This is a genomic window from Actinomadura rugatobispora, assembly GCF_042656285.1.
Taxonomy (GTDB): Bacteria; Actinomycetota; Actinomycetes; order Streptosporangiales; family Streptosporangiaceae; genus Spirillospora; species Spirillospora rugatobispora.
Genome location: NZ_JBHSON010000113.1, coordinates 21,475 through 33,380 on the forward strand (window position 1 = coordinate 21,475; position 11,906 = coordinate 33,380).

At 72.3% G+C, this 11,906-nt stretch carries 11 protein-coding genes and 1 pseudogene; 5 read left to right on the plus strand and 7 right to left on the minus strand.

Annotated elements, in window-relative coordinates:
- Positions 1-14: 14 nt before the first annotated feature.
- The 6 genes from ACFPZN_RS48275 to ACFPZN_RS48300 all read right to left on the minus strand — a co-directional run bounded on the left by ACFPZN_RS48275 (position 15) and on the right by ACFPZN_RS48300 (position 6,306).
- On the minus strand, positions 15-983 hold the full coding sequence (locus tag ACFPZN_RS48275) for a phosphotransferase family protein (protein ID WP_378290511.1): 969 nt from the start codon (positions 981-983) through the stop codon (positions 15-17).
- Between the two features lie 78 nt (positions 984-1,061).
- On the minus strand, positions 1,062-1,433 hold the full coding sequence (locus tag ACFPZN_RS48280) for a phosphomannose isomerase type II C-terminal cupin domain (protein ID WP_378290513.1): 372 nt from the start codon (positions 1,431-1,433) through the stop codon (positions 1,062-1,064).
- An 8-nt stretch (positions 1,434-1,441) separates the two neighbouring features.
- Positions 1,442-2,080: a TetR family transcriptional regulator gene (locus ACFPZN_RS48285; protein ID WP_378290515.1), complete on the minus strand. Its 639-nt coding sequence runs from the start codon at positions 2,078-2,080 to the stop codon at positions 1,442-1,444.
- Positions 2,081-2,249: 169 nt separating this feature from the next.
- Positions 2,250-3,479, minus strand: coding sequence for an acyl-CoA dehydrogenase family protein (locus tag ACFPZN_RS48290; protein ID WP_378290517.1), 1,230 nt, complete (start codon positions 3,477-3,479; stop codon positions 2,250-2,252).
- A 271-nt stretch (positions 3,480-3,750) separates the two neighbouring features.
- The gene (locus ACFPZN_RS48295) at positions 3,751-4,728 is read right to left on the minus strand and encodes a glucosyl-3-phosphoglycerate synthase (protein ID WP_378290519.1); all 978 of its coding nucleotides are present in this window, start codon (positions 4,726-4,728) and stop codon (positions 3,751-3,753) included.
- A gap of 141 nt (positions 4,729-4,869) precedes the next feature.
- Positions 4,870-6,306 (minus strand): helix-turn-helix domain-containing protein, encoded by a 1,437-nt coding sequence (locus tag ACFPZN_RS48300; RefSeq protein ID WP_378290521.1) that lies wholly within the window; start codon positions 6,304-6,306, stop codon positions 4,870-4,872.
- A gap of 148 nt (positions 6,307-6,454) precedes the next feature.
- Between ACFPZN_RS48300 and aceA the strand changes: the two genes are divergently transcribed.
- From aceA to ACFPZN_RS48320, 4 genes are all read left to right on the plus strand, one after another.
- On the plus strand, positions 6,455-7,738 hold the full coding sequence (aceA, locus tag ACFPZN_RS48305; RefSeq protein WP_378290523.1) for an isocitrate lyase: 1,284 nt from the start codon (positions 6,455-6,457) through the stop codon (positions 7,736-7,738).
- Between the two features lie 230 nt (positions 7,739-7,968).
- On the plus strand, positions 7,969-8,757 hold the full coding sequence (locus ACFPZN_RS48310) for an ABC transporter permease (protein ID WP_378290525.1): 789 nt from the start codon (positions 7,969-7,971) through the stop codon (positions 8,755-8,757).
- A gap of 55 nt (positions 8,758-8,812) precedes the next feature.
- Positions 8,813-9,598 carry an ABC transporter permease gene (locus tag ACFPZN_RS48315; RefSeq protein ID WP_378290531.1) on the plus strand — a complete coding sequence of 262 codons (786 nt, stop codon included), beginning with the start codon at positions 8,813-8,815 and terminating at the stop codon, positions 9,596-9,598.
- A gap of 45 nt (positions 9,599-9,643) precedes the next feature.
- On the plus strand, positions 9,644-10,627 hold the full coding sequence (locus tag ACFPZN_RS48320; RefSeq protein WP_378290527.1) for an ABC transporter ATP-binding protein: 984 nt from the start codon (positions 9,644-9,646) through the stop codon (positions 10,625-10,627).
- 16 nt (positions 10,628-10,643) lie between these two features.
- Here the strand turns inward: ACFPZN_RS48320 and ACFPZN_RS48325 are convergent, their stop codons facing one another.
- Positions 10,644-11,117 carry a hypothetical protein gene (locus ACFPZN_RS48325; RefSeq protein ID WP_378290529.1) on the minus strand — a complete coding sequence of 158 codons (474 nt, stop codon included), beginning with the start codon at positions 11,115-11,117 and terminating at the stop codon, positions 10,644-10,646.
- Between the two features lie 249 nt (positions 11,118-11,366).
- On the opposite strand from ACFPZN_RS48325, the pseudogene ACFPZN_RS48330 reads away from it, so the two are divergent.
- Positions 11,367-11,906 (plus strand): annotated as a pseudogene (locus ACFPZN_RS48330) (hypothetical protein); the annotation flags it as partial.

Genomic DNA, 11,906 nt, shown 5'->3' on the forward strand with positions numbered 1-11,906 from the left:
CCGACCGGGGTCCGCTAGGGCAGCATCTGCAGCACGTCCCACTCGTTCTCGGCGACGCGCCGTCCCAGGACGGCGAGCTCCACCGACCGCTCCCCGCCCGACAGGTGGCGCCGCGCCTGCATGGCGCAGATGATGCCCCAGCGCGCCACGCCGAACATCTCCCACCAGTGCAGCTCGTCGCGGTCCACCGCGCCGCCGCCGGCCTTCTCGTAGGCCTCGATGAGCTGCTCGTAGGGGCCGAACCCGCCGACGGGCTGCGCGGATCCGAACCGCCAGGCCTTCGCGCACAGCCAGCCGAGGTCCTCGATCGGGTCGCCCACGTGGACCAGCTCCCAGTCCAGCACCGCGCGGATGCCGTCGGGGCCGACGATGAAGTTGCCGTTGCGGAAGTCGCCGTGCACGACGGCTGGCGGCCTGGCGGGCGGGCGGTTGCGGTCCAGCCAGCGCAGGGCGAGCTCCAGCGCCGGGTGCGGCTCGCCGATCTCGTCCAGGACGTCCAGCCAGGTGCGGAGCTGGTCGGCGCGGTCGAGGCCGTCGACGGCGTCCACCGGGATGCGGTGCACGGCCGCGAGGATCTCGCCGCACTGGGCGGCCAGCCGGCCGCGGACGGCGGCCAGCCCCGGATCGCGCAGGATGCGGCGCGGGATGCTCTCGCCCTCGATCCGCTCCATCACCACGAACTCGGCGCCGAGCGGGCCGTCGTCACCACCCGCCGCGATCACCTCGGGGCTGGGCACGCCCGCGGCGGCCGCCGCCCGCATCAGCTCGGCCTCGCGCGTCAGCGGCGCCCCGGCCAGGGCGCCCTCGGTGCCCAGCCGCAGGATCAGCGGACGGGTCTCCCCGGCCGCGGTGACCGCCTCGAACGCGCAGGTGATCCGGGAGGCGCCGCCCTCGGCCCTGCTCAGGCCGTGGACGCCGACTCCCGGGCCGTACCGTTCGGCGAGCACACCGGCCAGCGGGCCGGCCAGCCCCTCCAGATCCATCCGCACTCCCAGCCGTCGGGGCGACCACCCGGATAAGTGATCGCTTTCCCCATCCTGGCACGCGGGGCGGCGGGCGGGTCAGGCGCGCCCGTAGGAGTCCTCGAGCCGCTCGATGTCGTCCTCGTCGAAGTGGCCGAAGGCGATCTCCATGACGCGCACGGCGGGGCCCGAGGAGCTCAGCCGGTGGGTGTCGCCGGCCCGGATCAGCACCCGCTCGCCGACCTCCGGCTCGATCCGGCGCCCGGCCACCTCGAACACCGCGCCCGGGTCGAGCGCCACCCACAGCTCGTCGCGGTCGCGGTGGCGCTGCAGGCTCAGCCGCTGGCCCGGCTCCACGTGGATCAGCTTCACCGTGGACGGCTCGTTCAGGGTGAAGCGCTCGAAGCTCCCCCACGGCCGCCGCTCGGTCACGACGGAGGGTTCGGGCCTCAGGTCGGTCTGCACAGTCACCTCGGAGATCATCGTTCGTGGCACGTCTCGGCGGGACGCCGGGGCAGCCCCCCGGGCAGTCCCGCCAGGATCAGGTCGGCGAGGCTGTCGACGACCATCGCGCGGGGCACCTCCCCGGCGTGGTCGAGCCACCAGTCGCCGGCGGTCTGCACCATACCGACGACGGCGTGCCCCCACACATAGGCGCGGGTCGGGTCGATCCCGTCCCCCTCGGCGATCATCACCTCGGCCAACTCCCGGCTCACCTCGCGGATCATGGTGCTCATCACGCTGTGCGTGGCGGCGTCCTCCGCGCTGGCACGGTGCATCAGGAAGCGGTAGAGGTTCAGGTTCGCCGAGACGGTGGCCAGGTAGGTGTCGATGGTGGAGCGGGTGCGGGCGCGCACCGAGCCGGAGCGGGAGAACTCCGCCCGGATGCCCTCCACCAGCCGCCGCGTGTGCCGCCCGGCCAGCGCCTGGTAGAGCCCGCTCTTGTCGCCGAAGTGGCGGTAGAGGATCGGCTTGCTGATCCCCGCCTCCGCCGCGATGGCCGCCATCGACGCCTCCGGGCCCTCCCGCTGGATGACCCGGTCGGCCGCCTCGAGCAGGGCACGCCGCCGGTCGGGATCGCGCCGCGATCCCGCCCTCGCCGTGCCCGTGGTCGCCATGGTCAGAACCGTACGCTACTACCGGGGCCGGGGACCGGCGGCCGGGCAACGTTCATGATCGCTCTCCGCCGCGGCGGACGGCCGGGCGAGGAGGGCCGGGTAAAGATGTGGCCAACCGCGTCCCCAGACAAGGCGGTCGCCGGGTATGGGCTCGGACATGACCGAACGGTCATCGGACCGGAAGTCCGGTGATGGTACGGCCGATGACCAGCCGCTGAATTTCGCTGGTCCCCTCGAAGATGGTGAAGATCTTGGAGTCCCGGTGCATCCGCTCGACCGGGTACTCGCGGGTGTAGCCGTTGCCGCCGAGGATCTGGATGGCCTCCTCGGTGACCCGGACGGCCGCCTCGCTGGCCATGAGCTTGGCCATGGAGCCCTCGGCGTTCTCGAACTCCTTGCCGGTGCGGGCCATCCACGCGGCCCGCCACACCATCAGCCGGGCGGCGTCGACCTGGCACTTCATGTCGGCCAGCTTGAACGCGACGGCCTGGAAGTCGCCGATCTTGCGGCCGAACTGCTCGCGCTCCCGGGCGTACTGCAGCGCGTAGTCGTAGGCGGCGCGGGCCACGCCCAGCGCCATGGCGCCCACCGAGGGCCGGGTGGTCTCGAAGGTCTTCATGGCGGCCTGGCCCTTGGCGCTCTTGCCCTCGCGCACCCGGGCGATCCGCTCGTCGAACTTCTCCTTGCCGCCGACGATCAGCCCGGCGGGGACGCGGACGCCGTCCAGGATCACCTCGGCGGTGTGCGAGGCGCGGATGCCGTGCTTCTTGAACTTCTGCCCCTGCCTCAGCCCGGGGGTGCCGGGCGGCACGATGAAGCTGGCCTGGCCGCGGCTGCCCAGCTCGGGGTGCACCGAGGCGACCACCACGTGCACGTCGGCGATGCCGCCGTTGGTGGCCCAGGTCTTGGTGCCGTCGATCACCCACTCGTCCTTCGCCTCGTCGTAGACGGCGCGGGTGCGGATGGCGCCCACGTCGCTGCCCGCGTCCGGCTCGGAGGCGCAGAACGCGCCCAGCCTGACGTCGTCGGGGGTGCCGAACATCTGCGGGACCCACTCGGCGGTCTGCTCGGGGGTGCCGACGGCGGCGACGGAGGCGGCGGCCAGGCCGGTGCCCACGATCGACAGCGCGATCCCGGCGTCGCCCCAGAACAGCTCCTCGAAGGCGACCGGGATGCCGAGGCCGGTGGGCTCCAGCCACTGGGTGGCGAAGAAGTCCAGCGAGTAGAGGCCGACCTTGGAGGCCTCCTGGATCAGCGGCCAGGGGGTCTCCTCGCGCTCGTCCCACTCCTCGGCGGCGGGACGGATCACATCGCGCGCGAACTCGTGGACCCACTGCCGGACCTCGCGCACGTCCTCGCCGAGGTCGATCGAGAACGGCTTCGGCTCGGTGCTCGTCATCGTTATTGACCCTCTCTCCAATATTTGCTGTTACCAACGGTAGCACCGAGGCCCGCCGACAAGGGGGACAGCATGGGAAGAGTCACAGAGAGCGAGCGGATATACGCGGATCCGCACAAAGATCGCCGGAGAACACTCACCCGAGGAGTGATCGCGGACGGCGGGCCGCCGGTGGCCCCGCGGGCGCCGGCGGCGGACCGCACCCGATGCGGCAGCGACGCTGCTGCCGGCATCAAGCGAGGGCGCCCCGGACGCCGTCGGCCGGGGCGGGTCAGGAGAGCAGCGGGCGGCGCGCCGAGACGTAACCGGGGACCTCGGCCATGGGCGGGCGCTCGCCCACGCTCACGTCGCGGACGTGCGCGTCATGGCCGCCCGGGCCGCGGCGGAACTGGGTCAGCGCCGTGGAGGGTGCCTCCAGCGGGAGCATCCGGCCGTGCCGCTGCAGGCGCGACCAGGCGGTCAGCAGGATCTGCGACGACATCGCGCCGAGAGCCTCGTTGGACTGGTGGGAGTGGACCCGGCGGCCGAGGTCGACCTGGGCGATGGCGTCCAGCCCCGCGTCCTGGAACACGTCGAGGAGCAGGCCCAGCTCCACGCCGTACCCGGTGACGAAGGGCAGCCGTTCCAGCAGGGCGCGGCGGCCGGCGTACTCCCCGCCCAGGGGCTGCATGACGCCCGCCAGCAGCGGCCAGTGCAGGTTGATCAGCGGCCGGGCGACCAGCTCGGTGACGCGCCCGCCGCCGCCCTCGACCTTGAGCTCGCCGTTGACCAGCGGGCGGTCGTAGCAGCCCTTGACGTAGCCCACCGACGGATCGGTGAGCAGCGGGCCGAGCAGGCCGGTGACGTAGGCGGTGGAGAAGCCGCGCAGATCGGCGTCCACGAAAACGATCAGATCGCCCCGGGTGGCCGCGAGGGACTTCCACAGCGCCTCCCCCTTCCCCGACATCCGGCCCGTCTCCGGCAGCACGGAGTCCTGCGCGACCACCTCGGCGCCGGCGGCCGCGGCCACCTCCGCCGTGCGGTCGGTGGACCGGGAGTCGATCACCACGATCTCGTCGACCAGGGGGGCCTGATCGATCAGTTCGGCTCGGATGGCGGCGACGATGGCGCCCACCGTCTCCTCCTCGTCGCGGGCGGGCAGCACCACGCTGATCCTGGTGGCGCCCTTCGCCGCGAGCAGGGTGTCGAGGGGCCAGTCCGCCGTATCGCTGGTACGGCGGCGCCACCACGACGCGACCTCAGGCAGCACGCGATCTCCCTTCCGTCGGGATCGTCCGGGGGGACAAAGACGTCCTTAGAACAGGAAACGCCATGTCACCGCAGATGATTCACCGTTGGAACGGGCCCGTTCGAGCCGACCCGAGAACTTAACGTCGGGACAACACATCGGTCATTCGGCGGCATGCCGGTCCAAGAAGGTGTAAACATCCGCCTCGTCCACCCCCGGGAAGGCCCCGGGGGGCAGCACCGAGAGCACGTGGGAGTGGGCGCGCGCCGACGGCCAGGCCATGCCCTCCCAGCGTTCGGCCAGCTCCACCGGCGGCCGCTGGCAGCAGTCGCCGTCCGGGCAGGCCGACCGCACCCGGTTGGTGGTCTCCCGGCCGCGGAACCAGCGGGAGTCCTCGAACCGCACCCCCAGGGTGATCGCGAAGTCGCGCTCGTGGCTGGGGTCGATGTGCGACAGGCACCAGTACGTCCCGGTCGGGGTGTCGGTGTACTGGTAGTAGACCGAGAAGCGGTCGGCGGTCTGGAAGACGTGCCGGCCGGCCCACTGGCGGCACATCCGCTGGCCCTCGATGGCGCCGTCCTCGTCCTGCGGGAAGATCAGGCCGTCGTTGGCGTAGGCCTTGTAGATGGTGCCGTTCTCGTCGTTCTTGGTGAAGTGCAGCTGCAGGTCCAGGTGGTGGGTCGCCACGTTGGTGAAGCGGTGGGCGGCCATCTCGTACGACACCGAGAACACGTCGGCCAGGTCCTCCACCGACAGCTCGCGCGCCTCCTTGGCCTCCTGCAGGTAGGGGACGACGGCCCGCTCCGGCATCATCATCGCCGCGCCGAAGTAGTTGGCCTCCACCCGCTGGCGCAGGAAGTCGGCGAAATCCTTGGGCACGTCGTGGTCCAGGGCGATGTGCCCGAGCGTCTGGAGCAGGATGGTGCGGGGCGTGTGCATGCCCAGCTGCTCGCGCTCCAGGTAGATGCGGCGGTTGCGCAGGTCGGTGATCGAGCGGACCGAGCGCGGCAGGTCCTGGACGTACTGCAGCCCGAACCCGAAGTGGTTGACCAGGGTCATCAGCATGCCCTGCGACACCGCCCCGCCCCGGTAGCCGATCGCGTCCAGGGTCTGGGTGGCGACCCGCTCGATCTCGGGGAAGTAGTTGCCGCGCTCGTGCATCTGGCGGCGCAGCTCGGCGTTGGCCTTGCGCGCCTCCTCGGGGCTGGCGGTGGGCTTGGTGCGGCTGCGCCGCAGCTCGCCGTACAGGGCGAGGATGTGCTCGATCACCTCGTTGGGCAGCCGCTTGCTGACCTTGAGGTGGGACACCCCGAGGGAGCGGTACAGCGGGTCGCGCTGCGCCTCCTCCAGCGCGATCTCCAGTTGCGCGCGGCGGCTGGGCGGCTGCCGGCGCAGCAGCTCCTCGACCGGGACCTCCAGCGCGGTGGCCAGGGCCTGCAGCAGCGACAGCTTGGGCTCGCGCCGGCCGTTCTCCAGCAGGGAGAGCTGGGAGGGGGCCCGGCCGACGCGCTCGCCGAGATCCGACAGCGTCATGCCGCGGGCGCGCCGCAGATGCCGCAGCCGCTGCCCGAAGGTGACGAGGTCTACGTCGCTCGTCAAGTTGAGGGGTTCTTCTGGCCGCAAGGTCGTCACAGCTTCAGATTACCGGAAATTTCGCAGTTCTTCTGTTACTTGCGAGTTCATCCGGGGGTTGCGGCCGGGGCATAGTCGAGGCAAGCACCCAGGGGACGACACAGAAGGGCACATCATGAGCGACAGTCGCCTCAAGGGCGCAGCCGACGAGCTGCAGAAGCAGTGGGAGACCGACGAGCGCTGGAAGGGCATCGAGCGGACCTACACCGCCGAGGACGTCATCCGCCTGCGCGGCTCGGTCCAGGAGGAGCACACCCTGGCGCGGCTCGGCGCCGAGCGCCTGTGGAAGCTGCTGCACGAGGAGGACTACGTCCACTCCCTCGGCGCGCTGACCGGCATGCAGGCCGTCCAGCAGGTCAAGGCCGGCCTCAAGGCCATCTACCTGTCGGGCTGGCAGGTCGCCGCCGACGCCAACCTGGCCGGCCAGACCTACCCCGACCAGAGCATCTACCCGGCCAACTCGGTCCCGGCCGTGGTCCGCCGGATCAACAACGCGCTGCTGCGCGCCGACCAGGTCCAGTGGTCGGAGGGCTCGGGCGACACCCACTTCCTGGCGCCCATCGTCGCCGACGCCGAGGCCGGGTTCGGCGGCGTGCTCAACGCCTTCGAGCTGATGAAGGGCATGATCGCCGCCGGTGCGGCGGGGGTGCACTGGGAGGACCAGCTGGCCTCCGAGAAGAAGTGCGGGCACCTGGGCGGGAAGGTCCTCATCCCGACCTCGCAGCACGTCAAGACCCTCAACACCGCCCGGCTGGCCGCCGACATCGCCGGCGTCCCGTCCCTGATCATCGCGCGGACCGACGCCGAGGCCGCGACCCTGATCACCACGGACGTGGACGAGCGCGACCGCGAGTTCCTCACCGGCGAGCGCACCGGCGAGGGCTTCTACCGGGTCCGCAACGGCATCGAGCCCTGCATCGCCCGCGCCAAGGCCTACGCGCCGCACTCCGACCTCATCTGGATGGAGACCGGCACGCCCGACCTGGAGGTCGCGCGCAAGTTCGCCGAGGCGGTCAAGGCCGAGTACCCCGACCAGATGCTGGCCTACAACTGCTCGCCGTCGTTCAACTGGAAGAAGCACCTGGACGACTCGACCATCGCCAAGTTCCAGCGCGAGCTCGGCCACATGGGCTTCAAGTTCCAGTTCATCACGCTGGCCGGCTTCCACGCGCTCAACTACGGCATGTTCGACCTGGCGCACGGCTACGCCCGCGAGGGCATGACGGCCTACGTCGACCTGCAGGAGCGCGAGTTCGCGGCGGTCGACCGCGGCTTCTCGGCGGTCAAGCACCAGCGCGAGGCCGGCACCGGCTACTTCGACCAGGTCAGCACGGCGATCGCGCCGGACTCCTCGACCACCGCCCTCAAGGGCTCCACCGAGGAGGCCCAGTTCCACTAGGCCGCCGTCATCGGCCGCGGTCCCCTCACCGCTTCCTCAGTCCTGACGGCCCGGTCCTGAGGGCCGGTCCTGAAGCTCACTGAGGAAAGCCGACCCAGCCCCGGTCGGCACGAGGAAGGCCCCTCCTCCGTCCCTACACCCGGAGGAGGGGCCTTCTGACGTCCCGGTCACCACGGACCGGCCCCGGCGCGAGTCGCGTGGCGGACCTCCGGGCCGTATGCTCACGGCGAGTGGGCGTCTTTCCGTGGGTCGCGTGGTACGCGTTCAGGCGGCACACCGCCTACCCGCTGGGCGCCGTCGCGGAGGCGGTCACCAACACCGTGTTCGGGTTCATCCGCGCCTACATCCTCATCGCCCTGTGGAACGAGCGCCCGTCCCTGGGCGGCTACGAGGTGGCGGACGCGGTCACCTTCTGCTTCCTCACCCAGGCCCTCATCGGCCCCGTGCAGCTGTTCGGCGGGCTCGAGCTGACCGAGCGGATCCGCAGCGGGGACGTGGCGATCGACCTGCACCGTCCCGTCGACCTGCAGGGCTGGTGGCTGGCCGACGACCTGGCGCGCGCGGTCGCGGCCCTGCTGCTGCGGGGCGGACCTCCGCTGGCGGCCGGGGCGGTCGTCTTCGAGCTGCGCTTTCCGGGGCCGTGGGGGCTGGCGGCGTTCTCGCTGGCGCTCCTGCTGGCGGTGCTGGTGGGCTTCGGCCTCCGCTACCTGGTCGCGCTGGCCATGTTCTGGCTGCACGACGACCGGGGGCTGCAGTCGGTCTCGCTGATCCTGGCGATGTTCTTCTCCGGCCTGATCCTGCCGCTGGTGGCCTTTCCCGGATGGCTGGGCGGGTTCGCGCAGGCGACGCCGTGGGCCGCGCTGATCCAGGTCCCCGCCGACGTCTTCCTCGGCAAGCACACCGGGACGGGCCTGGTGGAGGCGCTGGCGTTCCAGGCGGCGTGGGCGGTCGCGCTGCTGGCGGCCGGCCGCGCGCTGACGCTGGCGGTACGGCGGAGGCTGGTGATCCACGGTGGCTGAGGGGACGGCGCGCCGCCCGGGCCTGCCGGCCGAGGTCTACGACCGGACGGTCCGCATGTACGGCCTGCTCGCCTGGACCTGGGTCCGGGCCGCCGCGCGGTACCCGGTGTCGATGCTGCTGCTCAGCCTGGCCACGGCCGCGGTCGGCGCCCTGGACCTGGCCGCGATCGTGCTGATGTTCTCCCGGACCCCGACGATCGCCGGCTTCTCGGCGGTCGAGGTGATCTTCCTGTACGGCACCTCGGCGCTGGCCTTCGCGCTGGGCGACGTGCTGCTCGGCACCACCGACCGGCTGGGCCGGCACATCCGCACGGGTTCGCTGGACCCGATGCTGGTGCGGCCGGTGAGCCCGCTGATCCAGATCGCCACCGAGGACTTCTCGCCGCGGCGGCTGGGCAAGCTGATCCCCGCGGTGGCCGTGCTGGCGCTGGTGCTGCCGCGGCTGGAGGCGCCCTGGGACGCCGGGCGGATCGCGATGGTCCCGGTGATGGTGCTGGCGGGCGCCGCCATCTTCGGCGGGCTGTGGGTGCTGACGGCCTCGGTGCAGTTCGTGATGATCGACGGGCACGCGGCCACCAAGTCGATCACCAACGGCGGCTCGTTCCTCACCCAGTACCCGATGAGCGTGTTCGCCCGCGACCTGGTGCGCGGGCTGACGTTCGTCGTGCCGCTGGCGTTCGTGAACTGGCAGCCGGCGCTGTACGTGCTGGACCGGCCCGACCCCGCGGGGCTGCCGGGGTGGCTGCGGTTCGCCTCGCCGGCGGTGGCCGTGGCGGTGTGCGCGGCGGCGGCGCTGGCCTGGCGGGCCGGGCTGCGCCGCTACCGCTCGACGGGGAGCTGACGGAGCCGGCGGAGCCGATGGGGCGACGGAGAGGTAGAGGGCGGGATGATCGAGGTCGAGGGCGTCTCCAAGGCATTCACCGTGCGCAGGCGCGAGGGGCGCCGGATCCGCCGCTCCCGGACGGCGGTGCGGGCCGTGCGCGAGGTGTCGTTCACCGTCGGGCGCGGGGAGTTCGTCGGCTACCTGGGGCCCAACGGCGCGGGGAAGTCGACCACGATCAAGATGCTGACCGGGATCCTCACCCCGTCCTCGGGCCGGGTGCGGGTGTGCGGGCTGGACCCGTCCCGGCAGCGCACCGCGCTGGCCCGGCGGATCGGCGTGGTCTTCGGGCAGCGCACCACGCTGTGGTGGGACCTGCCGCTGCGCGACAGCCTGGCCCTGATCCGCCGCCTGTACCGGGTGGAGCCGGTCGCGCACCGGACCCGGCTGGCCGAGCTGACCGCGCTGCTGGAGCTGGAGCCGTTCCTGGACACCCCGGTGCGCCAGCTGAGCCTGGGCCAGCGGATGCGCGGCGACCTGGCGGCGGCGCTGCTGCACGATCCCGAGCTGCTGGTGCTGGACGAGCCGACGATCGGCCTGGACGTGGTCAGCAAGGCGACGGTCCGCGAGTTCCTGGAGCGGCTCAACGCCGAGCGGGGCACCACGATCCTGCTCACCACGCACGACCTGGGCGACATCGAGCGGCTGTGCCGGCGCGTCCTGATCATCGATCACGGCCGGCTCGCCTACGACGGGGATCTGGACCGGCTGCGCGAGACCGTGGACGCCGACCGGGTGCTGGTGGTGGAGCTGGCCAGGCCGGGCCCGCCGGTGGCGCTCCCGGAGGTGGAGGTGGTGGCGGCCGAGGGGCCGCGGCAGTGGCTGCGGCTGCCCCGCACGGCCAACGCGGCGGCCGTCGTGGCGGCGCTGGCGGACCGGTACGAGGTGCGGGACATCGCGCTGCGGGACGCCGATATCGAAGAAGTGGTCGCCCGCCTCTACCGTGGAGATCATGCGTACGAGCGTCCCGGCCGCCCGGTGGCGCCGTGACGCCCGGCGGGGCCGGTCAGCGCCCGACGGCGGAGTAGTACGCCTCCGCGGCCTCCTCCTCGTCCTCGCGGTCGGCCCCCCAGCGGCGCGGCGCCCAGGTCGGCATCAGCAGCGCGAAGCCCATCATCGCGTAGATCCCCGAGCCCATCAGCATCCGCAGCCCGAAGTCGAGGTCTCCGGCCGGGGGCACCTTCCCGGGCAGGTCGAGCATCCCGCCGGGGTCGACGAGGAAGTAGACCGACAGGCCCAGCAGCGCCAGCGCGGGCACCAGCGACACCAGCGGCGACGCCCAGCGGGCCACGATGATCACTCCGGTGACCAGGCCCACCGCCGCGAGGAGGGCGAACGCGCCGTACATCCGGGTGCTGTCGGTGATCTCCTGTCCGGCCCCGTCGAAGGACTGCCCGGCCTGGACGTAGCCCCAGGCCGCGCCGTAGGCCAGCGCGGGGGTCAGCAGGACGCCGAGCAGGAATCCGAACGCATGGCGCACCGGGCATCACTTCCCATTCCACGAGCCCGCGCCCTGCCGCGCGGGCGTCCGTATGGCCCCCATCACAGCATGTGCGTCCCGTATAGCGCAGTAGTTCCGTCTGTATCACACCACATCGGGATGTTGAGGTCGATATCGCCGCAGGTCAGCACCCATTTCTGGCCAGTTTTGACAAGTAAACTCGGGGAACGCCTGAGACGTCCCATAGTTCAGGTTCATCCGGGTTGGCGATCACGATCGGGGAGCGGCATGGTCCGCGTTGACGAGCAGGCGGCGCAGCGGCGGGGGGAGGCGGCGGGTCCTGCCGCGCGGGACGCGCCCCTCACGCGGGTACTCGACCGCGGCACCGACGGGCTGGTGATCGCCTTCGCGCTGTGGACGCTGGTCTACCACCTCAGCCTGCCGCTCGACCCGCCCACCTGGGCGATGCTCGCCGTGTGGGCCGCCGCGACGGCGGCGGCGGGCCTCGCCTACGCCCGGTGGCGCCGCACGAGGAGCCGCACCGGGAGTCGCACGGAGACCGCCGCCGGCGTCGCGGGGCGCGAACTGTGGCGGGACGCGGCGGTGCGGACCTGGAGCGGGGCGCCGCGCCTGGCCGCCCCCGTCGCCGTGGTCGCCGGGATCGGCGCGGGCGTGTCGGCCGGGCTGCACGAGTTCGGCGTGCCGTGGTGGTGCACGTGGACGCTCGGCGCGGTCAGCGTGGCCGCGACCGCCGTCGGCGTGCTGCGCTACGCCGCCGCGGCGCCCGCGTCCGGCGCCGACGGGCCGCCGCCCGCGGAGCACGGCCCG